The sequence below is a fragment of the Rickettsia conorii str. Malish 7 genome (assembly GCF_000007025.1).
Taxonomy (GTDB): Bacteria; Pseudomonadota; Alphaproteobacteria; order Rickettsiales; family Rickettsiaceae; genus Rickettsia; species Rickettsia rickettsii.
This window is the reverse complement of record NC_003103.1, coordinates 154836-178866: the sequence shown is the minus strand read 5'-3', so window position 1 is coordinate 178866 and position 24031 is coordinate 154836. Positions and strand designations below refer to the sequence as shown.

Here is a 24031-nt window from a genome sequence, read left to right as displayed (position 1 = left end):
TACAATATACTGTTTTAAAATTTTTCACATAACACTTAAATTAAAGAAACCTAGTAAGTTTCTTATTTAGATCTTGTGTAGGCTCTACGAACATTTCCAAAAAGATTTGATTTTGGTTATTTGTTTGTTGCAACAAATTATAATATTTTTTTAAAAGTAGGTAGCTATTCCTTCAAAAATCTCATTAATTTTCACTAAAAATCAATTATAAATGTTCACAGAACCTAGAAAATTTCAATAATTTAAACTTCTAGACGTATGGTACATTAACAAAATTATTTTAATCAATAAGATTTTTAATGTAATAGCTTTATCCTATTGCAAAAAAATAACTTAAATTAGCTTTAAATTAACTTCTTAAAATCTAAAAAGCCTTATTTAGTAATTAAATTTGAATAAGGCTTTTTGGATTTTAAGAAGTTAATTTAAAGCTATAAAATATTTCATCTGTAATGCAAAAACATTAGGTCCTGTAAAAAAATTAATCTATACTTAGTTGTTTTTGATTGAAAATTATAAGATTTTTCTTGGAATAAAAACAACTGTTTCAACAAGAATCTTATTAATTTTTACTTAAAACTATCTAAAATACGAATAATTCAACTTTTCTTTACAGAACCTAGTGCAGAAATAATTATTTTAATTCAACTTTTGCTCCAGCAGCTTCTAACTTACCTTTGATTTCGTCTGCTTCTGCTTTTTTCACATTGCTTTTAATCGGCTTTGGAGCTTCATCAACTAATTTCTTAGCTTCAATTAAACCAAGACCTGTGATATCTTTCACAACTTTAATTACTTCAACTTTCTTATCACCGGCAGCTGTTAAAACTACTTCAAACTCAGTTTTTTCAGCTACTGCTTCAGCTGCAGGAGCTGCAGCACCGACAGCTGCTACAGCTACAGGAGCTGCTGCAGATACACCCCATTTTTCTTCTAGCATTTTCACAAGCTCAGCTGCTTGCATTAACGTTAATGATGATAATTGTTCTTCAATTTTAGCTAAATCTGCCATAATTTTTTCCTTTTTACTTTTTTTATATTGAGAGATTACTAACATCAGGCATTTTAAAGTTAATTAAATTCTTTTGTGCTTCAAATTATAAGACTTTTTTAAAATAAGAATAATATCCTATAAAAAACCTTATTAATTTTCACTATAACAGCTCTTTAATTATCAATTAAAATACCTGATGCAGTAACCTTTAAGTTAATTTTTACTAGCATGTGCTTGTATTACTCTCGCCATACTCGAAGATGGGGCTTGTAAAACACCTACAACCTTAGTAGCCGGTGCTTGTAATAACCCAACAATTTTACCCCTAAGCTCATTAAGTGTAGGTAGCTTAGAAAGTTCTTTTATTGAATGTTCATCTAATACGTGATTATCTACTATTCCACCAATAATCTTAAGATTATCATTAGCCTTAGCAAAATTAACTACTAATTTTGCCATCTCAACCGGTTCTTTAGAATAAACAATAGCAGTAGGACCCGCAAATAAATTAACAATACTATTAAGCCCTGTTTGATTTGCAGCTATTTTTGCTAAAGTATTTTTAACTACTTTAAAACCTGCTTCTTTAGATTTAAGTGATTCTCTAAGCGAACTCACTTGACTAACGGTTAACCCGTGATAATGAGTAATAATTATAGAGGGCGATTCTTTATAAATATTTACAATATCCTCTACTGCTACCGGTTTTTCTGATCTTAACACCTTTTAATTCTCCTTTTATAATACAGTTTAATATATTTAAACTGATACAAATGCTTAAAATAACAAAATTTTTTTATTATTACTATACTACCGTTAAACGGCTATAAAAATTATGCTATACTAGTTAAATCTATTTGTACCGATGCTCCCATAGTAGAAGATAAATACATTGCTTTTAAATAACTTCCTTTTAATCCGGCAGGTTTTGCTTTAATTACTGCCTCAATAAACGCATTTAAATTTTTTAATAAATCTTGGTCTGAAAAAGATAATTTTCCAAGCCCTGCATGAATTATACCTGCTTTCTCTGCTCTATATTCTACCTGACCGCTTTTAGCATTTTTAATAGCATTTTTAATATCTAAAGTTACGGTACCAAGTTTAGGGTTAGGCATTAAACCTTTTGGTCCTAAAATTCTTGCAACTGAACCTATAGCTGCCATCATATCGGGAGTAGCTATACATACATCAAAATTAATTTTCCCTGCTTTAATTTCATCAATAATATTTGTTGAACCTACTAAATCTGCTCCGGCACTTTTAGCTTCTTCTTCTCTTTCTTCTTTACAAATAACGGCAACTCTTACGGTTTTGCCTGTACCGGCAGGTAAATTAACTACACCACGTACCATTTGATCGGAATGCCTAGAATCAATTCCAAGCTTCATAACTATTTCTAAGGTTGGATCAAATTTAACATATGATGCTGATTTTAATCGTTCAACTGCATTTGTTAAATTATATAAAGTATCTGATTTTACTTTTTCTCTAGCTTCTCTTATTTTTTTACCGCCGCTAATTTTTACAGCAACATCTTTCTTATTTGACATAATAATTAATTCCCTACTACTTCAAGTCCCATAGATGCAGCACTACCACAAATAATTTTTGTTGCTGCTTCAATATTTTTTGTATTTAAATCAGGCATTTTTAACTTTGCAATTTCACGACAATCATCCATAGTAACTTTACCTACTACGGCTTCTTTTTTAGTAGCACTAGAACCTTTAGTAATTTTAGCATATTTCTTTAAAAAGTAAGAAGCAGGAGGAGTTTTTATTTTAAAAGAAAAACTACTATCTTCATAAACGGTAATTACGGTTGGCAGAGGTATTCCTTTTTCCATACCTTGCGTAGCATCATTAAAATCTTTACAAAATGCTGCAATATTAACTTTTCTTTGTCCTAGGGCCGGTCCTATAGGAGGTGCAGGAGTGGCTCCAGCAGCTGGAATTATCAAGTTAATATAACCTTTTATTGCTTTCTGAGACATTTATAAATATCCTTATTTTTCTCTTAAATTAATATTACTTTGTAACAATTGCATGGATCTTGTGTCCCATCATTGCAAGGAAAAGCTGTAAGTTTTGACAAAACAAGGAAGAAAAAAATTCTGTAAATCAGAAGTTTTTTATTATTTCTCCTAGATTGCCACGCAGCCTACGGCTGCTTGCAATGACGACGCATTATCCCGCAACAATGACATCCTGAACATTCGTACAATACAGCTTAAGTAATTTATAAACCGTATTTAGCCCAACTTTTAATCATTTTTCTTTACTTGATTAAAATTTAGTTCTATTGGAGTTGCTTTACCAAATATTGCAACTGAAACTTTTAACCTATTTTTTTCTTGATCTATTTCTTCTACTGTACCCATGAAAGTTTCAAAAGGACCGTCTGTAACAGTCACTATTTCACCAACTTCATACAATTTAGAATTCTTTGCTTCTTTAGCTTCTGCTTCCAAATTATTAAAAATATTTTGTATTTCACTTTCTGTAAGAGCTTTTGGCGTGGTTTTGCTTCCTAAAAAGCCGGTTACTCCAGATATATTTTTTACTAAATGCCAAGATTTATCAGTCATATTCATCTTTATCAAGATATAACTCGGCATTAGTTTTTTTTCTACCTTGACATTTTTACCGCGTTTAACTTCAGAAACTCCAAAAACAGGTATTAATATATCTTCAAAAAAATGCGTCATGTTCTGTTTAGCGATTTTTCTAAGCATATCTTCTTTAATGCGTTTCTCTGCTCCTGATGCCGTATGTACTACATACCACTGCTTTACATTTTTTTCAGAAGAAGACAATATATTATCTATACTCTGTGCTGTCACAATTTATTCCTTATACTATTTGCCGATATTAAGCAAAAGCTGCATTATGTTATGTATACTATAATCAAGTACCAAACAAATTAGGCTAAAAATAAAAACTGCTACTACCACTACTAATGTTGAAGCAACAAGCTCTTTTCTAGTTGGCCAAACTACCTTATAAGTTTCTTGTTTAACTTGTTCAAAAAACTTATAAATTTTATATTCTTTAAACATATTTTTGTTAGGTAATTTATTAGACTCCTTACAAAATGCTACTTCTAGAGGCAATTGAGACGATAATCCAGCACTGGAATTCTCACATACTAGTATGTACGCTGCGATTCGAGGTGAAGTACCTCTTTCAAATTTCTCTCTATAAGCAAATTTTGTAAAAATTCTATATTTTATAGCAAAAAAGCTCTAAGCCTATAATGGCAGGAGCGACAGGTATCGAACCCGCAACCTCCGGTTTTGGAGACCGGCGCTCTACCAATTGAGCTACACTCCTATCATATTTTTAATAAAAAATCAATAAAAGTTATTAAAAATATTTGTTATTATTAAAAAATTACTATAATAAACAGTACTGTTAATTTATAAGCTGCCACGGCAAAACAACATTTATTTCTGTAAGACGTGACACCTTCACCCCTAAATTATTTTTTAGCTTTAATAATATCAGCTACTTGACTCGGCACTTGATCATAATGAGAGAATATCATACTAAACTGAGCTCTACCTTGAGATAAAGACCTAAGCGTATTAACATAACCAAACATTTCCGCTAAAGGAACATTCGCAGTAACTACTTGAGCATTCCCTCTTGGATCCATGCTTTGAATTTGTCCTCTACGACTATTTAAATCGCCTATAATATCACCCATATATTCATCAGGAGTGATAACTTCAACTTGCATAATCGGCTCAAGTAATTTAGGATTACCTTTCGGCATCCCTTCCCTAAATGCTGCCTTTGCAGCAATTTCAAACGCAAGTACACTAGAATCTACATCATGAAACGCACCGTCAACTAAAGTTGCTTTAAAATCAATCATAGGATAACCGGCAATAACACCGGTTTCTCTAATATTATTTAATCCTTTTTCAACACCTGGTATATATTCTTTAGGCACGGCACCGCCGATGATTTTACTTTCAAAGACAAAAATTTTATTTTTATCTTCATCTTTTAGATCTTTTACCTCTTTTAGAGGCTCAAAAATAATTTTTACACGAGCAAATTGTCCTGCACCGCCGGATTGTTTCTTATGGGTATAATCAATTTCACAAACTTTTGTTATAGTTTCACGATATGCTACTTGAGGAGCTCCAATATTTGCTTCGACCTTAAACTCTCTTCTCATACGATCAATGATAATTTCTAAATGGAGCTCTCCCATTCCTTTTATCACTGTTTGTCCTGTTTCATAATCAGTTGACACTCTAAATGATGGATCTTCAGCTGCTAAACGAGAAAGTGCGAGGCCCATTTTTTCTTGATCGGCTGTTGATTTAGGTTCTACCGCAAGCTCAATTACCGGCTCTGGAAATTCCATTCTTTCTAAGATTACTTGCTGATCAATATCAGATAACGTATCACCTGTGGTAGTATCTTTAAGACCTGCTAAAGCTACTATATCACCTGCTGATGCTTCTTTTACGTCTTCACGATTATTAGCATGCATTAATAGCATTCTACCGATTTTTTCTCTTTTATTCTTTACGGTATTAATAACAGTTGTTCCTGAAGTAATTTTACCTGAATATATTCTAATAAAAGTTAATGAACCGACAAATGGGTCATTCATAATTTTAAATGCTAAAGCTGCAAAAGGCTCAGTTACCGAAATAGGGAAATCTTTTTCTTCACCGGTACTTACTTCCATACCTTTTACTATACCTATATCAATAGGCGAAGGTAGGAAATCTACTACGGCATCAAGTAAAGGCTGTACCCCTTTATTTTTAAAAGCACTACCGCATAAAACCGGATAAAATGCTGCTGAAATAGTACCTTTTCTAATTAATCTTTTAATTTCTTCTGCTGTTACTTCTTCACCTGATAAATATTTTTCCATAACATGATCATCTAATTCAACAACCATATCAAGTAATTTAGCACGATATTCTTCAGCTTTATCTTTCATATCGGCAGGTATATCTTCTTCAAAATACTCAGCTCCAAGTGCTTCATCTTTCCAAATCACTGCTTTCATTTTGATAAGATCAATGATACCTTTAAAATTTTCTTCAATCCCTACAGGCAACTGAATAACAAGCGGTTTTGCTCCTAAACGATCTTTGAGCATTTCCACGCATCTATAAAAATCTGCTCCCATTCTGTCCATTTTATTGACAAAACACATTCTAGGAACATTATATTTATCTGCTTGCCTCCAAACCGTTTCTGACTGCGGTTCAACACCTGCTACACCGTCAAATACTGCAACCGCACCGTCAAGAACACGAAGCGAACGCTCTACTTCGATAGTAAAGTCAACGTGTCCAGGAGTATCGATAATATTAATTATTTTATCTTGCCATCTACAAGTAGTAGCAGCTGAGGTAATGGTTATACCGCGTTCTTGTTCTTGTTCCATCCAATCCATGGTAGCACCGCCCTCATGAACTTCACCTATTTTATGCGATTTACCGGTATAATATAAAATACGTTCGGTAGTTGTGGTTTTACCGGCATCAATGTGAGCACATATACCGATATTACGAATATGCTCAAGTTTATTTATTTTACTCATTATACCCTACCTTATTTCATTTTTTTAGGGCTAAAATGAGAGAAAGCTTTATTAGCTTCGGCCATTTTATGAGTATCTTCTTTCTTCTTAATGGCAACACCTCTATTATTAGAAGCTTCAAACAGCTCTTCGGCAAGTTTATCAATCATCATTTTTTCAGAACGTTTTGACGCAGCATTAATAATCCAACGGCTAGCAAGGGCATATCCTCTTCTTTCATCAACATGCGTCGGAACTTGATAATTAGCTCCTCCAACCCTAACCGAAGTTACTTCTAAATGCGGCTTCACGTTATGCATAGCATTATTAAAGGTTTGATACGGATCAACTCTATGCTTCTTTTCAATTTTATTAAAGGCTGAATAAACAATTTTCTCTGCAAGGGCTTTCTTCCCTTCTTTCATAATATTATTGATAAATCTTGACAGTAAAATACTGTTATATTTCATATCAGGTAAAATTACTCGCTTCTCTGCGGCATGACGACGTGACATTTTATTTTTTCTCTCTAACTAATAATTTATTTTTTTGTAACTGCAACTTGTTTACGAGGAGCACCGTAACGTGACCGACCTTGCTTACGTCCTTTAACTCCGGCAATATCATAAGCACCGAGTACGATATGATATTTCACCCCCGGAAGATCAGGAACCTGACCGCCTCTTACTAACACCCTATCATGTTCCTTTACACTATGCTTTTCACCAGGAATATATGCATTTACGGTTCTTTTATTACTTAAACGCACCGTTGCAATCTTACGAAGTGCAGAGTTAGGCTTTTTAGGGGTAACGGTTTTTACAACTAGGCAAACACCGCTTTTAAAAGGATTAGATTCTAAGGCAGGAGATTTGGTCTTACGAGTTTTTGACTTTCTCCCAAAACGTACTAATTGATTATATGTCGGCATTAAAAAAAATACTCCAAAAAAAACTTATATATACGATAATTAAAGGGTGAAAAATACTTCCACCCTTTATTTTCAATCATTTCTAAATACAAATTATAAGAATTTGTAAATTACACTAAATTTAAATTATAATTACTTTTTCCATAAAAGCAAGTATGTTTTAATTAACAATCATTTTTTTCTCAATTATTTTTGCTATAAAGCTGATTAACATCACTAAAATATAGTAACAGCACGCAGCAATAAGCATTGGAAAAAAATAATTATATGTTTCAATTGATACAATTTGTGCTCTACGCATTAAATCCATTTCTCCAAGCATAGAAATAATGGCTGATTCTTTAATCAAATTTACAAGCTCATTTACTAATGACGGAAAAATATTTTTAACTGCTTGCGGCAGAATTATATCTTTCGTTATTAAAAACTTTGGAATAGCAAGAGCTTCAGCCGCTTCAAACTGCCCTTTATCAACTGCATTAATCCCTGCCCTGATTACTTCGGAAACATATGCTCCCGAATTAAGAGAAAAAGCAATAGCTCCCGCCATAAACACACTAAATTTAATGCCTATGATATAAGGTGAAGCAAAATAAATAATACTTAATTGAATTAATAAAGGCGTTCCTCTGAAAATAGAAGTATAGAAATTTGCAAAAAGCCTTAAAGCACGATTTTTATTTACCTTACAAATAGCGAGCAGCATCCCTATTACTAAACCGAATATAACGGCAATAACGCTATATTTTAAAGTTACCAAAGTTCCCTCTACAATAAAAAAGATTTTTGGATAGAATTTTATTAAATACTCAAACATATTTTATATATATTTTTTTCTGTCATACCGCGGCTTGACCGCGATATCTAAAAAATAAGCATTTTTGGATCCCGCGATTTAATCGCGGGATAACATTAAAGGTTTCTAGATTCCTGCTTTCGCATGAATGACATAAGAACATTAATCAGTACACTCTCTTCACCGGCGGGACTGCTGTTACTTCATCGGTTAAAGTAGTTAAAGTCACAGGTTTATAATCAAGAACTACTTTACCTGCTTCATCGATAGAGCTAAGAGTATGCTTCATCCAGTCCTCATCATTACGATCAGGATAATCTTCACGTGCATGAGCTCCTCTGCTTTCTTTTCTTGCAGCTGCCGAATATACCGTTACTAAAGCTTGATCAAGTAGATTATCTAGCTCTAAGGCTTCCACCAAATCGCTATTCCAAATTAAAGATTTATCGTTAATTTTTATATCTTTATAGCCGCTTCTTATTTCGCTAATCATTCCTGCCCCTTCATCTAGTACCTCTTGAGTTCTAAATACCGAAGCATGGCTTTGCATAGTTCTTTGCATTTTAAGCCTTAACTCTGCAACTAAAATATTACCGTTAGCGTGACGGACTTTATCAAATCTATTTATAATTTTTTCAAGGCTTTCTTCTTTTATAGACCTGTGGGGACTCGCAGGCTTAATAAGCTCGGCTGCTTTTAATGCAGAACTTCTACCAAATACTACTAAATCAAGCAAAGAATTTGATCCTAATCGGTTAGCACCGTGTACCGATACGCAAGCCGCTTCACCGATTGCCATAAGCCCTTTTACTACGCTATTATGATTTTTACCGTCTTTAATTATGACTTGACCGTGATAATTCGTCGGTATCCCGCCCATATTATAATGTACCGTAGGAAGTACCGGTATCGGCTCTTTAGTCACGTCAACACCGGCAAAAATTTTAGCCGTCTCAGAGATACCGGGCAAACGACTATGTAAAATCTCCGGCGATAAATGATTTAAATGTAAAAATACATGATCTTTATGCTCGCCGACTCCTCGCCCCTCTCTGATTTCTATAGTCATTGCTCTTGAAACTACATCTCTTGAAGCTAAATCCTTTGCAGCAGGAGCATAACGCTCCATAAAACGCTCACCGTTTGCATTAACGAGATATCCCCCTTCGCCTCTTGCCCCCTCGGTAATAAGACAGCCGGCCGAATATATACCTGTCGGATGGAACTGTACAAATTCCATATCTTGCAGTGGAAGACCGGCTCTAATCGCCATGCCGCCCCCATCACCAGTACAAGTATGAGCAGACGTCGCCGAAAAATAAGCACGCCCGTATCCGCCCGTTGCAAGCACTACATTATGCGCTCTAAAACAATGCAGACTACCGTCATCTAAATTCCACGCAACTACGCCTCTACATTCACCATCTTCCATCAATAAATCAATAGCAAAATACTCAACGAAAAACTGTACTTTATGTTTTAGTGACTGTTGATATAAAGTATGCAGTATGGCATGCCCTGTACGATCTGCCGCAGCACATGTACGCTGAGCTGCTTTTCCTTTGCCGTACTCTGTTGTCATTCCTCCAAAAGGACGCTGATAAATTTTTCCCTCTTCAGTTCTTGAGAAAGGTACGCCGTAATGCTCTAGCTCTAAAATCGCATCGGGAGCGTTTTTGCACATATACTCAATGGCATCCTGATCGCCTAACCAATCAGAACCTTTGACCGTATCATACATATGCCAACGCCAATCATCTTCGCCCATATTCCCAAGAGCCGCACTAATTCCGCCCTGAGCAGCCACAGTATGACTACGGGTTGGGAACAGCTTAGTTATACAAGCGGTATTTAGCCCTTCTTTAGCCATACCGAATGCAGAACGAAGACCTGCTCCGCCTGCACCTACAACTACTACGTCAAATTTATGATGAATGATATTATACGCTTTGGTCATTAAATTAATTTTTTACTATTTTGATACGTGAATTGTCTACCTCTGTCACCCCATGGCTTGACCACGGGGTCCAGTAATTCAATACACAATATTGTTTTCTGGATACCGCGGTCAAGCCGCGGTATGACACTTTTTATCCTTTATAAAACAGCGCTACTACAAAAGCTACAATAGTAACAATGCAAAATAATTGCACTATTATAATCAATGTATTACGTAATTTGTGATAACTTATATAATCTTCAATTACTACACGCATACCAAGCATCGCATGATACAACGAAATAACCACCGTAATTAACAAAGCTACTACATTAAAAGGCTTTTTAAGTTCCCACAACATAATAATATTTATATCATTATTTTTGTTGGTTAACGTAAAATATATTAGCCACACAGAACATAAAGCTAATATAATCCCCGTTACTCTTTGCAATAACCAATGATGAGAACCGCTTTTAGCAGAACCGCTATTTTTTGCTTTTACAATTTCTGCTTTAAAATCATATACCATTAATTTTCTCTATTATTTGTTTTAGCTTTTCGTCATTGCGAGGAAATTGCATAGCAATTGACGAAACAATCTCAGGCATTTGTTATTATTTCTGAGATTGCCACGTCGATGCTACGCATCTCCTCGCAATGACATTTTTAATTACTACACCCATAACAATACCGTTAATAATACAGATCCTACCACTACACACCAACCGGTGATATTAACCAATTTTATAGAAAAACCGTACCCGATATCCCAAAATAAATGCCGAATGCCGTTACATAAATGATAAAACCAAGCGTAGCTAACAGCTACTAAGCATATTTTTATAATACAGCATTCAGCAAGCTGTAAATAATTATTGTCATATTTACTAAGAATCAACCACCACACCAAGATTGACACCGCAAAAAACAAAGCTACGCCGGTCATACGATACAAAATTGATAATGTAGAACTTATTTGCGGCTTATATATAGTTAAATGCGGTGAAGTTGGACGCTTATTATAAATTTCTTGTTTGGTTTTAGTCATATATTTCTAATAAATAAACAAAGGGTTATGTCATTCCCGCGGAAGCAGGAATCCAGTAATTAAAAAATACAAATATACTGAATTTTTAAAATTAAAAGCTCTCTTTTTTCTGGATTCCCGTTTTCGCGGGAATGACATACTACACGTTTCAATCGGTCAACGACATCTATCTCTGCAACCAATGTCTTTCTACAGGCGATAAATCATCTGTCACTGCTCTCCTATCATCGAAGACAAAACATTCACCTTGCCATAAATTGTTCTTGTTTTGTGTATCTTCTAGATATTGCAGTATTCCACCCTTTAAATGATATACCTCATCATAACCTATGCTTTTAAGTAAGCTGGTGGATTTTTCACACCTGATACCACCTGTACAAACCATAGCAATTTTCTTACCTTTGAGCAATTCTTGATTCTGCTGAACCCAAGCAGGAAATTGTTTAAATGTTTTGGTATTAGGATTAATTGCTGATTTAAATGTACCAACCTCTACTTCATAATCATTTCGAGTATCTATTACTATAACATCTTGTTGTGTGATAAATTCATCCCAATCTTTCGGCTCTATATATTCGCCTTTAAACAAATCAACATTTAAACCATCAACGTTCATTGCTACGATCTCTTTCTTCAGTCTGACTTTCAATTTCTGAAAAGGATGAACATCACTATAATTTATTTTAACGTTAACATCTTTGGGACCGGTCAGCTTTATCAATTCTTCAAGTACAAGATTTACATTTTCATATGAACCTGAAAAAGAACCGTTAAAGCCTTCATTAGCTAATAAAATAGTACCTCTAACATATTTTCTTTTACCTATAAGCAAAAGTTTCGGTATCAAATTCGCCGGTTCTTCTATATTAACAAAACTATATGCACTTAAAATTGCTATTTTTTCATTCATACATAAATTATTTAGGTATTATTTTTACATTCTATGTCATTCCCGCGAAGACGGGCATCCAGCAAAAGCTATAAAAAACTTATTTTTATAGCTTTCTTTTATTAAATATGTAATTTTTGTATCAATGTTAAGATTATTTTTCTGGATTCCCGCCTTCGTGGAAATAACATAGAAAACTACATAACCTGCAATGGTACGAACATATTACTACTCCCCCTTTCAATCAAGAGCAAAATATTTTTCTTATCTGATTTTTTAGCATTTTCATATAATTCTTCTAGCTTACTTATATCGTCTATGCTTTTCTGATTAATATTGGTTATCAGATCACCAATTTTGAAGCTACTTTCTTCTTCATCAATATTGGTTATCACTATTCCCATTTTATCTTGAGGAATAGTATATTTTTGTCTTAGTTCTTCAGTCAAATTACCAAAAGTAATATTATTTTTAGTAATAGATAAATTATTTTCTTCTTTATTTGTTATTTCTTTCTTATTGGTCTCTTCTGTAGAATCTTTGGTAACCTCTTCATTATCCGAAGTAATTTTAATAGGTAACTCAAGCTCCTTTTTATCGCGAAGTATTTTTACTTTTACTTCCTGATCAATAGGAGCATCTGCAATAATTACACGTAATTTTTTAGTATTTTTAACCGGTATATCTGCAAACTCTATTATTATATCACCTGTTTTAATTCCCGCTTTATCACCTGGACCGTCTTCTTGTACTTTAGCTACTAACACCCCTCTAGTATTTTTAAGTCCTAGCCCTTCAGAAATGTCCTCGGTTAAATCTTGTATTGTTACTCCAAGGCGCCCTCTACTTACTTTTCCATCTTTCTTAAGACGTTCGATTATAGGCTTTGCAGTATTTGACGGTATTGCAAAACCGATACCTATATTAGTACCGAGCGGTGAAAAAATTGCCGTATTTACGCCGATTACTTTCTGATCCAAATTAAACATAGGACCACCGGAATTACCGTTATTAATTGCAGCATCCGTTTGAATAAAATTATCGACTATATTGTCCGTATCTATATCGATATCCCGCCCTTTAGAAGAAATAATACCACTTGTCACCGTACCGCCTAGATTACCGAACGGATTACCGATCGCAATAACCCAATCTCCTACTCTTGCATCATTTGAATCTCCAAACTCAACAAAAGGTAGAGGTTCCTCGCTATCTATTTTTAAGAGAGCTAAATCGGTTTTAGTATCGTTACCTATTAATTTAGCCGATAATTCGGTATTATCTGCAAGTTTTATATTAATTTTATCAACATTTGCAATTACATGATAGTTTGTCACTATTAAGCCGTTAGGTTCAATAATAAATCCTGAACCAAGCGGGACACTTTTCGGAGTTTGATCAACCTCTTCCAAATTCAGCGGTATATTAAGCTTTTCTAAAAAATCATTAACTTTTTCTTGCAGAGGATCTTTCTCGGCGTTTTCCGATTTACTATTAACATATTCTATTGTTGAAATATTAACGACTGCAGGAATTAACGGTTCAACTATATCGGCAAAGCTATAACGAGCGGCTTCACTTACTTTTAAAGGAGCAGAATTTATTTCCGTAAATTCATTCTCTTCTTGAGCTGCTACTTTTAAAGACCTACTATTTTCTTTTGCTAGAACAACGTTACTTGATATTAAAACTATTATAACAATAACTATTTTCAGATTAACCATATACTCCAAGTAAATAAAAAGTAGATAGACTAGTATACTACTTAGTGAGATTTAGATATTTTAAAACTTCAGCATCCGGTGAAATTACAAAATTAGTATTCTCTTTCTTTAAAGAATTTTTATATACTAAAAGTGATCTATAAAATTTATAAAATTCCGGATCAACTGAATAAGCAGAATTATATATTTTTGCCGCTTTCTCATCGCCGTCACCTTTAATAATTTGTGCATCTCGATAAGCTTTAGCAAGTATTATTTTACTTTCTTTATCTGCTTTTGAACGAATACGCACGCTTTCTTCTTGTCCTTCCGCTCTAATTTGGGTTGCTTCTTTTTCACGTGCCGTTTGCATACGACGATAAATAGCTGCACTATTTTCTTTTGGTAAGTCTGCTCTTAAAATTCTAACATCTACAACATCAATACCGAAGCTTTTAGCTTCACCGTTCACTTGATTTAAGATATTTAACATTACATTACTACGTTCCTGACTTAAAAGGCTACTTAGCGAGATTTTACCTATCACCTTACGCATTGACGATTCAAGATTACGAGTCAGCCTAATTTTCACACCTTGATAATCATGTACCGTTTTATAAAACATTACGGGATTATTAATTTGGAATTTGGCGTAGGCATCAACAATAACTCGTTTACCGTCAGCAGCCGTTAATTCTTTTGCCTCAACCTCAACATCTAAAAGACGCTTATCAAAAAATTCAACATTTTGAATAAACGGGATTTTAATATTCAGTCCTGGATTTTCTATAGTTCTAATTGCCTCACCAAACTGGAATACTACTGCAGATTGGCGTTGGTCAACTGAAAATAAGGAGCTAGAAATCAGTATCAGCCCAAAAACAATTGTAAAAATTATATAATAAATCTTTTGTTGCATTTAATATTCCTTGTTGTTTAGATGTCATTTGTGTATAGCGTGAAAAACACGCTTGATGTCATTCCCGCAAAAGCGGGAATAACATAGCACCCCTATGGTTTAATAGCCATGTGCGGCAGTAGTGCATTATTAATAATCGTTTTATTTGAACCACCTAATATCTCTTCGACTACTTCTAAATATAATCTATCTCTAGTTACTTGCCTACCTGTAGCATATTGTTTATAAATAGCATTAAATCTTTGGCTATCACCTTCTGCTTTCGATATAACTTCTGCTCTATAACCTTCTGCTTCTTGTATAATCTTTGCAGCCGCTCCTCTAGCTTCCGGCAAAATCTTATTATTATAGGCTTGAGCTTGATTTATTTCTTTTTCTTTATCTGCTTTTGAAGTTTGCACGTCTCTATAAGCGTCTATTACTTCGGCAGGCGGCTCGGCTTTTAATAATTGTACTTTCTCAATCATAACGCCGGCATTATAACTATCCAATATCTTCTGTGCTAATTTCTCTATTTTATAAGTAATCTCCTGCTTTTGATCGGATAATACCCAAGAAATAGGAGTATTACCTATGACTTCCCTAACGGCACTCTCGACTGTTGCTTTTACTGTTTCTGCAGGTCTTTGTACGTTAAAAATAAAATCTTCAAGATTATTAATATGCCACATTACGTCACAATTTAAAGCAATGATATTTTCATCACCGGTGAGCATTATACTTTCACCGGCAATATTTTTAGTATTATCGCCACCGCTACGCAGAGAGCTATTTGTACGATAACCAATCTCAATCCGACGTGATTGTTTAACTTTCTCAACTATTATCTTTTCAAAAGGTGCCGGTAAATGATAATTAAGCCCGGGATAGCCCTTACGCACAAAACGCCCAAATCTTATTACCGCTGCTTCTTCGCCTTCTTTTATTTCATAAATACCCGAAGCGAGCCATAAAGCAACCACTGCAACAACAGCTAAAATTATTGTTTTAGCATTGAAATTAAACGGGAATTGAAATTGATCAAAATTAAATTGATTTTTACGCGGTCTTGTGAATATGTTATCTTCTTTATCAGAATCAAAATCTTTCCATGGGGATTTTTTTAAAATTGAGATATGTTTTTTATTAAGCATTTGCTTTATTGTTTTATATTATTTTTAAAGATGAGATAATTATATATATTATAGTATATAACGTCAAGTTACGAGCTTAAACAGCTTTAAAAAGGAAATTTAATTATGGCGAATTTACACCAACGACAAATTATAGATAAAATTCAGCATATTACCTTTAAAGACGGTACTTTTTTAAATGAAGTTATATCGGATATTATAATTAAAGGTAATAATATCGGTTTCTCAATAGATATATCAGGTAAAAACAAGTTAGAAGCCGAAGAAATTAGACTTAAGGCAATTAATAAACTTAACGAGATTTCGGAAGTAAATAAAATAACAATTGTTTTTACCGAAAGTAAACCGATGGAGAAAAAAGTTCAAAAACCAAAACATTTTGTAGAAAATGTAAAAAAAATTATCTTAGTAGCGTCAGGTAAAGGCGGAGTCGGAAAATCTACAATATCGGCTCTTATCGCTCAGCAGTTAAGTCTAGCAAATTACCGAGTCGGGATAGTAGATGCGGATATTTACGGTCCGTCAATTCCGCATATATTCGGCATTAACGAAGTACCGCAAACGAAAGATGGACGAATAATACCGGTACTTGCTCAAAGCATCGAAATTATATCTATAGGCTTCTTCGTTAAAGACCACTCGGCAATTATTTGGCGTGGTCCTATGGCGAGTAAGACTATTTATCAATTATTATCGGTAACAAAATGGGATAATTTAGATTATTTAATTATCGATATGCCGCCGGGAACAGGTGATATTCATTTAAGTATACTAGAAAATTATCATTTAGACGGCGTAATAATCGTAACTACACCACAAAAAATATCAGAAATAGACGTAATACGTTCTATAGATTTATATCAAAAACTAAATTTACCTATTTTGGGAATAATTGAGAATATGAGCTATATGCTTAAAAATAATAGTGGCGGACATTTATCACAAAAATATAATATACCACTAATCGCTCAAATGCCGATCACACCACAAATAGCCGAGGCTTGCGATAAATCACTACCTCTAACAAACTTATTAACATTACCTTTAGAGAAGTATTTACAATGAAAATACACGTATTGGAGGATGATAGAACAGGCAACACCCATCAGGCTATTGCACTTGCTGAAAAATTAACGGAAGAATATACAACAATTAAGCTTGAATATAATTGCTTAGCTAAGCTACCGAACTTTTTACTAAAATATTATCCTATTCATATAAAAAGTGAGCTATTGCAGTATCTTTTGGATAAGTCCCCGCCTGATATGATAATTACCGCTGGAAGAAGAACGGCAGTACTAGCATTTTATTTAAAAAAGAAATTTAAAGATATCAAGTTAATACAAATAATGCATCCTAATCTTCCTTACAATGCATTTGATGCCGTTATTCTGCCTTATCATGACCAACGTCATTGCGAAGCCACAAAGTGGCTGAAGCAATCTCAGGGCTTTTTTACTAGATTGCTTCGTCAATACTTCGTATTTCCTCGCAATGACGACTTTAAAAACATCATCCCCATCAACGGAGCTATCAACAACGTAACTGAACAGTTCGCCGCAGCGAACTTGGAACTCCAAAAACATTATCCTAATCTTAAACAGTTTATTGCAGTGATAATCGGTGGGAATAATAAAAAATTTAATTTCCATGAAGATGAAGCAGTTTTATTTGCTTCATTATTAAATAAAATATATACTAATCAAAAAATACCTTTTTTCATTAGTTTTAGTAGACGTACACCACACACTGTAAAATCAATTATTAAAAATAATGTGCCGTCCTCCACAATTATTTATTACCCGAACGAAGACACAGGCTATAATCCTTATATAGCTATGCTCTCCAAGGCAAAATATATAATCTCTACGGCCGACTCAATCTCAATGTGCAGTGAAGCAGCTTCAAGCGGCAAGCCTCTTTATATATTCTGCCCACCAAACTTTAATTCGTCAAAGCATAAGATTTTTATAAAGCAGTTAGTAGAACAGAAGATAGCAAGAATTTTTGATAAGTCGGCTATTGCTCTAGAAGAATATAGCTACAAACCCTTAAATGAAGCGGAAAGAGTAGCTGAAATTATTAAATCTTTAATCAAAAGCTGGTAATTATATGGATAAGATATACAATCATATATATTCATTAATAAGCTAAAATCTTTACCGTTTGTCAACGCAATATGGCTTTTTGGCTTTTCGTGCTAGAGGGGATAACGATGAGCGTTCTGATATTGATATTGCAATTATCTGCCCTAATATTCCAAGATCAAGAATGGCTAGCAGTTATTTCTATTATAGAGAATGCCGACACGCTTTTAAAAATAGATTGTGTAAGGTTTGAAAGTACTAAAATAAGCTCTGAACTTTATAAAAATATATTAAAAGAAAAAAAATTATATATGTCAAAAATAAACCTTAAACTTGAAAAATTTCGTAAAGCTTTTATGACGCTTGAAGATATTTATTTAAAACCGACAACAGAAGATAGGGCTTATATTGATGCCACTATACAAAGATTTGAATTTACTTTTGAACTCGCTTGGAAGTTTTTAAAAGAATATTTTTCTCAAAAAGGCACATTTCTTCACTATCCTAAAGAAGTGATAAAGGAAGCTTTTGTTGCCGGTATTATAAATGATGAGAGTTTATGGATTTATATGCTTACTGATCGTAGTAATATGATATCTTATACTTACGATAAAAAGCTTGCTGATGAAATATATAACCGAATAAGAAATTATGTTCCTGAACTTAAGAAATTACTAAATATCATTGATTTAAAGATTTAATAATACCTTACAGAGTTTGGACTTCAGGGGAAGAGAGACTATTTATACGTGTAAATATATTAGTGATACTTTGTTGCATAGCAGTTTTTTTGTCGGGAGCCTTGAAGAATCCAGCTTTATCGAGTTTGCCGAATAAATTTACTAAAAAATGCTCTATTTCTTCTTTAGTAGCTAATTTTTGAATGTTATGTATATCCTCTCTGGGCGTAGAATTACGCAACAACTCATAACATATAATAATAACCGCTTGAGCAATGTTTAATGAGCTAAATTCGGTTGTATTAATAGTGATAATCTTATTAGCAAATGCGATTTCTTCGTTGCTAAGCCCATTATTTTCCCGTCCGAACATTATCCCGACTTTTTCAGAATTTGGATAATCTAAAGGTAAATTTTGTGAAAATACATAATCTTTATTCATAGCCCTTTTAATGCAAGTAGTAGCATATAAATATTCGAGGTCTTTAATGCTATCCTCTAGGCTATCAAAAATTTTTGCATGATCTATAATATTAACCGCTCCGACTGCATTACTACGTGCTTGCTCATTAGGCCAGCCGTCTCTTGGAGCCACGATTCTAAGCTCATTTAAGCCAAAATTCTTCATTGCTCTTGCAGTAGCACCGATATTCGCACCCATTTGCGGGGCAACTAATATTATTATTGGATTCATTTTAATAATTTTTTGTAACTAAGCAGGTATAGGCAATCGCTACGGCGTCAGCTTCATCAGAATTGGTAATTAAGGCAGTGCCAGACAGCAAAAGCTTTATCATATGCAACATTTGGTCTTTTTCTGCATGCCCATATCCTGTTACGGTTTTTTTTACCGTATTTGGCTTAAACTCTCGCATGTCCAAATTATATCTACCGATCAGCGACATTATCGCCCCTCTAGCATATCCAAGCTTTAAAGAAGTCACGCTATTAGTATTAACAAATGTTTCTTCAATCGCTACCATATTTGGTTGATATTCTAATATTACTTTTTCTAATGTACTATTAATAAAAGCAAGTCTATGATGAATTGCATCCTTACTATTTGTTCTAATAATACCACTAGCTAAATATTTCAACTGTGCGGTCTCCTTTGCCACTACTGCCCATCCAAGACTCCCAAGTGCCGGATCAATCCCAAGTATTATCATGATTATTTAATGTTATTTTTATTGGCATTATTATATGGCTTTTATGTCATTCCCGCTTTCGGGGGAATGAAATCGAAAACGATCCAACAAAGCCTGTCAAGCCACAGGGTAACAGCTTTATATCTTCATATACTGATAAAATTCTTGATTATTCTCCCACAGCTCACGCACCTTAACGAATAAAAATAAATGAACAGGAAATCCAAAAAATCTCTCCATTTGCATTCGGGATTTTGCTCCTATTTCTTTGATTTTAGAGCCGTTTTTACCGAGTATTATAGTTTTATAGCTCTCTCTTGAAACTACTATAACTTGATTAATCTTTACGGATTTGTCTTTAAGATCTTCCCATTTTTCGGTTTGTACGGTTAATTTATAAGGGAGTTCTTTCTGCAAATTTAAAAATAACTGCTCTCTTGTAATTTCTGCTGCAATAAAACGCATAGGTAAATCCGTTATGTCGTCTTCCGCATAAAGCCAAGGAGAAATTTTGGCCTTACTTGTTATATATTCAAGTAATCCATCAATATTTTTGCCTGATAAAGCAGATATAGGAAAAAGCAAGCTATCAGGATGATTTTCTGTTAAAAAAGCTTTAATGTCATTTAGATATTTTGATTCGATGTCTATTTTGTTCAATAAAAATATCGGAACAATATTAAGTGAGCGAAGCTTATCTACAATATTATGCGTTATATCATCAAACGACTTTAGACTATCAATAATTAACAGAACTAAATCCGCACTATGCAAACTAGACCACGCACATCTTACCATTGCTTTCTCTAAGCTCCCTTTCGGCTCAAATATACCGGGCGTATCGTATAAAATTACCTGTGTATCTTTTAAGGTAATAATACCGGTAATAATTGACCTAGTAGTTTGAACTTTTGGGGTAACGATTGAAAGCTTCTCACCGATTATTCTGTTTAATAAAGTTGATTTTCCGCTATTAGGTCGCCCGATTATACAAACCGATACCGTTTTCTGATTAGACATCTTCCCAAACTGCACTTCTAGAGGTAATTGAGACGTCGATCCAGTACTCGCATCCTCGCGTACTGCGGCGGCAAGTGCTTCCGTGTCTCCTTTAAATTCCTCTCTATAAGCGAATTTGGCAAGATGTCTATTAGTCATTTTTAAGTCTATGCAATAAGCTACGTGCTGCGTTTTTCTCTGCTTCTTTTATTGTGTGACCAGTGCCTGTTTGTTCATAATCTTTTACTTTTACAAGAACCGTAAAAGTCGATGAATGGGAGGCTCCTTCTCTTTTTATCAGACGATATATAGGTAGGTGATGATCACTAGCTTGAGCCCATTCTTGTAAAGCAGTTTTTGGGTCATAATCCGTTAAATTCTGAACTTTTATAAATTCTGCCCATAAATTCTCGATAATATCATGGGTTGTTTCAATATTGCTATCAAGATATATAGCTGCAATTAAAGCTTCCGTGGCATTTTCTATATTATTAAGATTATCACGCCCGCCTGCTACTTCTTCACCATGAGTCATAATTATATAATTTTTTAAAGTAAGTTTAGCTCCAACCATGCATATTGTTTCTTTGCAAACCAAATATGATCTAATTTTAGCTAAATTCCCCTCATTATAATTGGCAAAATTTCTAAATAAAATTTCTGTGATTACTAAATTTAATACGGCATCACCTAGAAATTCTAATCGTTCATAATCTTTATCATCCTTGTACTCGTGATGTTGCCTTAAAGACGGGTGACTCAACGCCTCTATTAAAAGCTCTTTATTTTTGAAACTATAGCTAAGTAGCTTTTCTAACTTCTCAAATGATTCCATTACGCATCCGTGTTATAAAGATTTCTGAAAATTCGATTTAACCTAACAGATTCAATCCATGGCTTTAACTTTAGTACTAGATTAATAACTCCTATATCATTATCCCACCAAGTTATTTTTGTTGAGAACCAAATAAATTGTGCTTTAGCAATAAAATTTTCAAACGGTACAAATCCAAGATTTACTCTACTATCATTTGACTGATCTCTATTATCCCCTAAAAAGAAATATTGCCCTTCAGGTACATAAAAAACATCCGTATTACTGTATCTATCATTATATATAACGCCATAAATAGGAGCAAGCTTATAAGAAAAATATGTTCTACCGTTTGGCAGTGTTTCTTTAAACTTTAAATATTTTATTCCCTCTTCGCTTATATAAGTTCCAACTTCCGTGCGTTCTATTTTTTTGTCGTTAATATATATTACGTCATCAATCAATTGAATTTTATCACCGGGTAGCCCTATTAAACGCTTTATATATCTAACACTCATATCGTTAGGCGGACGAAAAACTACAATATCGCCACGATCCGGTTCACGAGCAAATATGCGCCCTTTAAAAAGAGGAATAAAATCAAAAAAAGATAAAGAATAATTACTATAACCATAACTATATTTCGTAGAAAATATATAATCATTCTCAAGTATGGTTGCTTTCATAGACCCGGTCGGAACGTTAAACGGCTCCATAATAAGTATTCTAATAAGTAAAGCGATACATATTACAAAAGCAAAAGACCCCCACTCTTGCTTAGCTGTTTTATTAGTGTTTGATTTTGTATTATCTGTTTGCATAATCTCTTAATTATTTATAAATTGGAATCATCATTGCGAGGAAATTACAAAGTAATTGACGAAGCAATCTCAGGAGTTTGTTATTATTTCATGAGATTACCACGCTCCTTTCTCCTTTCAGTCGCTTGCAATGACGGCTTAGTATCCACGCAGGCAATATCTCCTCGCAATGACGATAAAAAGTCAAACCACACTATCACTCTTTATCCTTGCCTCAATCTCGCTTCTAAAATGGCGTATCAGCCCTTGAATCGGCCAAGCTGCCGCATCACCTAAAGCACAGATAGTATGCCCCTCTATTTCTTTCGTAACGTTAAGGAGTTCGTCTATCTCAGATTTTTTGACATTACCTTTAACTAGTCGCATCATAACTCGCCACATCCAGCCCGTACCCTCACGGCAAGGAGTACATTGCCCGCAAGATTCATGCATGTAAAATTTACTAAGCCTTGCTATTGCATAAATAATATCGGTAGATTGATCCATAACTATAATACCGCCTGTACCAAGTCCAGAACCTGCTGTTCTTAAACTATCAAAATCCATATCCACTTCACATAATGACTTAGGAAGTAAAGGCACGGAAGAACCGCCCGGGATTATGGCTTTAAGATTATCCCATCCACCACGAACACCACCCGCATATTTCTCAATCAATTCTTTTAACGAAATGCCCATTGCTTCCTCAACATTACAAGGCTTGTTAACATGCCCTGATATGCAGAAAATCTTAGTGCCCGTATTGTTAGGTTTACCTATACCAGCAAACCAACTAGCTCCTCGTCTTAAAATGGTTGGCACTACTGCGATAGACTCAACATTATTTATAGTAGTCGGACAGCCATATAACCCAAAGCCGGCAGGAAAAGGCGGCTTTAAACGAGGCATACCTTTTTTGCCCTCTAAGCTTTCAAGCAATGCCGTTTCTTCGCCACAAATATAAGCACCCGCCCCACGATGTAAATAAATATTACAATCAAAGCCCGAACCGCAAGAATTCTTTCCTATTAACCCTTCTTTATAGGCTTCATCTAAGGCACGCTGAATATTAGAGGCTTCATTATAAAACTCACCTCTAATATAGATATAACAATTATTCGCTCCTATAGCAAAGCTTGCAAGCAAGCAACCTTCTATTAATTTGTGCGGCTCAAACCTTAATATATCACGATCCTTACAAGTGCCAGGCTCAGACTCGTCGGCATTTACTACTAAATAGCAAGACTTCTCTAAATTTTTAGGCATAAATGACCATTTCATACCGGTAGAAAATCCGGCACCTCCTCGCCCTCTAAGCCCTGATTTCTTAACCTCTTCAACGATGAAATCTCTACCTTTATCAAGCAAAGCTTTAGTATTCTCCCAATCGCCTCGCTTCTTGCTAGATTTCAAATCATGGCTTTGCTGCCCATGCAGGTTAGTAAAAATTTTGTCTTCTTCTTTTAGCATAAACTATTCTCATTATGGCTTAAAAACGTCATTGCGAGGAAAAATTGAAAATTTTGACGAAGCAACCTCGTGCCAAAATCCTGAGATTGTCATGCAGGCTACGGCCACTCGCAATG

The 24031-nt window shown here is 34.2% G+C and carries 26 protein-coding genes and 1 tRNA gene; 3 read left to right on the top strand and 24 right to left on the bottom strand.

Features of this window, described 5'->3' with window-relative positions; all coding sequences use genetic code 11:
* Positions 1-634 precede the first annotated feature (634 nt).
* From rplL to hflK, 18 genes are all read right to left on the bottom strand, one after another.
* Entirely contained in the window at positions 635-1012 is a 378-nt protein-coding gene (gene rplL, locus RC_RS00940) for a 50S ribosomal protein L7/L12 (protein WP_010976850.1), read from the bottom strand.
* Positions 1013-1207: 195 nt separating this feature from the next.
* Positions 1208-1717, bottom strand: a complete 510-nt coding sequence (gene rplJ, locus RC_RS00935; protein WP_004996634.1) for a 50S ribosomal protein L10 — start codon at positions 1715-1717, stop codon at positions 1208-1210.
* A gap of 110 nt (positions 1718-1827) precedes the next feature.
* A complete protein-coding gene (gene rplA / locus RC_RS00930; RefSeq protein WP_010976849.1) occupies positions 1828-2547 on the bottom strand; it encodes a 50S ribosomal protein L1 in 720 nt (239 codons plus the stop codon).
* Between the two features lie 5 nt (positions 2548-2552).
* Positions 2553-2990: a 50S ribosomal protein L11 gene (gene rplK / locus RC_RS00925; RefSeq protein ID WP_004996639.1), complete on the bottom strand. Its 438-nt coding sequence runs from the start codon at positions 2988-2990 to the stop codon at positions 2553-2555.
* A 270-nt stretch (positions 2991-3260) separates the two neighbouring features.
* Entirely contained in the window at positions 3261-3839 is a 579-nt protein-coding gene (gene nusG, locus RC_RS00920) for a transcription termination/antitermination protein NusG (RefSeq protein ID WP_010976848.1), read from the bottom strand.
* A gap of 15 nt (positions 3840-3854) precedes the next feature.
* Positions 3855-4055 (bottom strand): preprotein translocase subunit SecE, encoded by a 201-nt coding sequence (gene secE / locus RC_RS07105; protein WP_004996644.1) that lies wholly within the window; start codon positions 4053-4055, stop codon positions 3855-3857.
* 198 nt (positions 4056-4253) lie between these two features.
* A tRNA-Trp gene (locus RC_RS00910) sits at positions 4254-4329 on the bottom strand.
* A gap of 148 nt (positions 4330-4477) precedes the next feature.
* Entirely contained in the window at positions 4478-6577 is a 2100-nt protein-coding gene (gene fusA, locus RC_RS00905; RefSeq protein ID WP_010976846.1) for an elongation factor G, read from the bottom strand.
* Between the two features lie 11 nt (positions 6578-6588).
* Entirely contained in the window at positions 6589-7071 is a 483-nt protein-coding gene (gene rpsG, locus RC_RS00900) for a 30S ribosomal protein S7 (RefSeq protein ID WP_004996646.1), read from the bottom strand.
* 26 nt (positions 7072-7097) lie between these two features.
* Positions 7098-7487: a 30S ribosomal protein S12 gene (rpsL, locus tag RC_RS00895; protein WP_004996647.1), complete on the bottom strand. Its 390-nt coding sequence runs from the start codon at positions 7485-7487 to the stop codon at positions 7098-7100.
* 160 nt (positions 7488-7647) lie between these two features.
* Positions 7648-8304: an amino acid ABC transporter permease gene (locus RC_RS00890; protein ID WP_004996648.1), complete on the bottom strand. Its 657-nt coding sequence runs from the start codon at positions 8302-8304 to the stop codon at positions 7648-7650.
* Between the two features lie 145 nt (positions 8305-8449).
* Entirely contained in the window at positions 8450-10240 is a 1791-nt protein-coding gene (gene sdhA, locus RC_RS00885; RefSeq protein ID WP_010976845.1) for a succinate dehydrogenase flavoprotein subunit, read from the bottom strand.
* Between the two features lie 133 nt (positions 10241-10373).
* Positions 10374-10754 (bottom strand): succinate dehydrogenase, hydrophobic membrane anchor protein, encoded by a 381-nt coding sequence (gene sdhD / locus RC_RS00880; RefSeq protein WP_010976844.1) that lies wholly within the window; start codon positions 10752-10754, stop codon positions 10374-10376.
* A 144-nt stretch (positions 10755-10898) separates the two neighbouring features.
* Entirely contained in the window at positions 10899-11273 is a 375-nt protein-coding gene (sdhC, locus tag RC_RS00875) for a succinate dehydrogenase, cytochrome b556 subunit (protein WP_010976843.1), read from the bottom strand.
* A 166-nt stretch (positions 11274-11439) separates the two neighbouring features.
* Complete coding sequence (locus RC_RS00870) at positions 11440-12183, bottom strand: rhodanese domain-containing protein (RefSeq protein ID WP_010976842.1); 744 nt, start codon at positions 12181-12183, stop codon at positions 11440-11442.
* 176 nt (positions 12184-12359) lie between these two features.
* Positions 12360-13886, bottom strand: coding sequence for a Do family serine endopeptidase (locus RC_RS00865; RefSeq protein ID WP_041471707.1), 1527 nt, complete (start codon positions 13884-13886; stop codon positions 12360-12362).
* A 37-nt stretch (positions 13887-13923) separates the two neighbouring features.
* A complete protein-coding gene (gene hflC, locus RC_RS00860) occupies positions 13924-14784 on the bottom strand; it encodes a protease modulator HflC (protein ID WP_010976840.1) in 861 nt (286 codons plus the stop codon).
* 92 nt (positions 14785-14876) lie between these two features.
* Positions 14877-15917: an FtsH protease activity modulator HflK gene (hflK, locus tag RC_RS00855; protein WP_004996655.1), complete on the bottom strand. Its 1041-nt coding sequence runs from the start codon at positions 15915-15917 to the stop codon at positions 14877-14879.
* Between the two features lie 105 nt (positions 15918-16022).
* Here hflK and RC_RS00850 point away from each other — a divergent pair, with 105 nt between their 5' ends.
* From RC_RS00850 to RC_RS10045, 3 genes are all read left to right on the top strand, one after another.
* On the top strand, positions 16023-16982 hold the full coding sequence (locus tag RC_RS00850; protein WP_010976839.1) for an Mrp/NBP35 family ATP-binding protein: 960 nt from the start codon (positions 16023-16025) through the stop codon (positions 16980-16982).
* Positions 16979-18025, top strand: a complete 1047-nt coding sequence (locus RC_RS00845) for a mitochondrial fission ELM1 family protein (RefSeq protein WP_010976838.1) — start codon at positions 16979-16981, stop codon at positions 18023-18025. The genes RC_RS00850 and RC_RS00845 overlap by 4 nt, the downstream gene beginning before the upstream one ends.
* A gap of 71 nt (positions 18026-18096) precedes the next feature.
* On the top strand, positions 18097-18705 hold the full coding sequence (locus tag RC_RS10045) for a nucleotidyltransferase substrate binding protein (protein WP_010976837.1): 609 nt from the start codon (positions 18097-18099) through the stop codon (positions 18703-18705).
* Between the two features lie 7 nt (positions 18706-18712).
* Here RC_RS10045 and RC_RS00830 read toward each other — a convergent pair whose 3' ends face one another.
* The 6 genes from RC_RS00830 to nuoF all read right to left on the bottom strand — a co-directional run bounded on the left by RC_RS00830 (position 18713) and on the right by nuoF (position 23915).
* Complete coding sequence (locus RC_RS00830; RefSeq protein WP_010976836.1) at positions 18713-19378, bottom strand: RNA methyltransferase; 666 nt, start codon at positions 19376-19378, stop codon at positions 18713-18715.
* 1 nt (position 19379) lies between these two features.
* Positions 19380-19853, bottom strand: a complete 474-nt coding sequence (ruvC, locus tag RC_RS00825) for a crossover junction endodeoxyribonuclease RuvC (RefSeq protein WP_010976835.1) — start codon at positions 19851-19853, stop codon at positions 19380-19382.
* A gap of 117 nt (positions 19854-19970) precedes the next feature.
* On the bottom strand, positions 19971-20990 hold the full coding sequence (gene era / locus RC_RS00820) for a GTPase Era (protein ID WP_010976834.1): 1020 nt from the start codon (positions 20988-20990) through the stop codon (positions 19971-19973).
* Complete coding sequence (rnc, locus tag RC_RS00815; protein WP_010976833.1) at positions 20983-21666, bottom strand: ribonuclease III; 684 nt, start codon at positions 21664-21666, stop codon at positions 20983-20985. The genes era and rnc overlap by 8 nt, the downstream gene beginning before the upstream one ends.
* Positions 21666-22466 carry a signal peptidase I gene (gene lepB, locus RC_RS00810; RefSeq protein WP_010976832.1) on the bottom strand — a complete coding sequence of 267 codons (801 nt, stop codon included), beginning with the start codon at positions 22464-22466 and terminating at the stop codon, positions 21666-21668. Before lepB ends, rnc begins: the two co-directional genes overlap by 1 nt.
* 183 nt (positions 22467-22649) lie before the next feature.
* Positions 22650-23915 (bottom strand): NADH-quinone oxidoreductase subunit NuoF, encoded by a 1266-nt coding sequence (gene nuoF, locus RC_RS00805; protein WP_010976831.1) that lies wholly within the window; start codon positions 23913-23915, stop codon positions 22650-22652.
* Positions 23916-24031: the final 116 nt, after the last annotated feature.

Excerpts from the sequence above, each read along its gene's own strand:
- secE (WP_004996644.1), bottom strand. The coding sequence starts at position 4,055 with ATGTTTAAAGAATATAAAATTTATAAGTTTTTTGAACAAGTTAAACAA.
- rnc (WP_010976833.1), bottom strand. The coding sequence starts at position 21,666 with ATGGAATCATTTGAGAAGTTAGAAAAGCTACTTAGCTATAGTTTCAAA.
- nuoF (WP_010976831.1), bottom strand. The coding sequence starts at position 23,915 with ATGCTAAAAGAAGAAGACAAAATTTTTACTAACCTGCATGGGCAGCAA.
- sdhC (WP_010976843.1), bottom strand. The coding sequence starts at position 11,273 with ATGACTAAAACCAAACAAGAAATTTATAATAAGCGTCCAACTTCACCG.
- rpsG (WP_004996646.1), bottom strand. The coding sequence starts at position 7,071 with ATGTCACGTCGTCATGCCGCAGAGAAGCGAGTAATTTTACCTGATATG.
- RC_RS00850 (WP_010976839.1), top strand. The coding sequence starts at position 16,023 with ATGGCGAATTTACACCAACGACAAATTATAGATAAAATTCAGCATATT.
- RC_RS10045 (WP_010976837.1), top strand. The coding sequence starts at position 18,097 with ATGGCTTTTTGGCTTTTCGTGCTAGAGGGGATAACGATGAGCGTTCTG.
- rplK (WP_004996639.1), bottom strand. The coding sequence starts at position 2,990 with ATGTCTCAGAAAGCAATAAAAGGTTATATTAACTTGATAATTCCAGCT.
- rplA (WP_010976849.1), bottom strand. The coding sequence starts at position 2,547 with ATGTCAAATAAGAAAGATGTTGCTGTAAAAATTAGCGGCGGTAAAAAA.
- hflK (WP_004996655.1), bottom strand. The coding sequence starts at position 15,917 with ATGCTTAATAAAAAACATATCTCAATTTTAAAAAAATCCCCATGGAAA.
- rplL (WP_010976850.1), bottom strand. The coding sequence starts at position 1,012 with ATGGCAGATTTAGCTAAAATTGAAGAACAATTATCATCATTAACGTTA.
- RC_RS00830 (WP_010976836.1), bottom strand. The coding sequence starts at position 19,378 with ATGAATCCAATAATAATATTAGTTGCCCCGCAAATGGGTGCGAATATC.
- sdhD (WP_010976844.1), bottom strand. The coding sequence starts at position 10,754 with ATGGTATATGATTTTAAAGCAGAAATTGTAAAAGCAAAAAATAGCGGT.
- ruvC (WP_010976835.1), bottom strand. The coding sequence starts at position 19,853 with ATGATAATACTTGGGATTGATCCGGCACTTGGGAGTCTTGGATGGGCA.
- sdhA (WP_010976845.1), bottom strand. The coding sequence starts at position 10,240 with ATGACCAAAGCGTATAATATCATTCATCATAAATTTGACGTAGTAGTT.
- hflC (WP_010976840.1), bottom strand. The coding sequence starts at position 14,784 with ATGCAACAAAAGATTTATTATATAATTTTTACAATTGTTTTTGGGCTG.
- RC_RS00845 (WP_010976838.1), top strand. The coding sequence starts at position 16,979 with ATGAAAATACACGTATTGGAGGATGATAGAACAGGCAACACCCATCAG.
- RC_RS00865 (WP_041471707.1), bottom strand. The coding sequence starts at position 13,886 with ATGGTTAATCTGAAAATAGTTATTGTTATAATAGTTTTAATATCAAGT.
- era (WP_010976834.1), bottom strand. The coding sequence starts at position 20,990 with ATGACTAATAGACATCTTGCCAAATTCGCTTATAGAGAGGAATTTAAA.
- lepB (WP_010976832.1), bottom strand. The coding sequence starts at position 22,466 with ATGCAAACAGATAATACAAAATCAAACACTAATAAAACAGCTAAGCAA.
- rpsL (WP_004996647.1), bottom strand. The coding sequence starts at position 7,487 with ATGCCGACATATAATCAATTAGTACGTTTTGGGAGAAAGTCAAAAACT.
- fusA (WP_010976846.1), bottom strand. The coding sequence starts at position 6,577 with ATGAGTAAAATAAATAAACTTGAGCATATTCGTAATATCGGTATATGT.
- RC_RS00870 (WP_010976842.1), bottom strand. The coding sequence starts at position 12,183 with ATGAATGAAAAAATAGCAATTTTAAGTGCATATAGTTTTGTTAATATA.
- RC_RS00890 (WP_004996648.1), bottom strand. The coding sequence starts at position 8,304 with ATGTTTGAGTATTTAATAAAATTCTATCCAAAAATCTTTTTTATTGTA.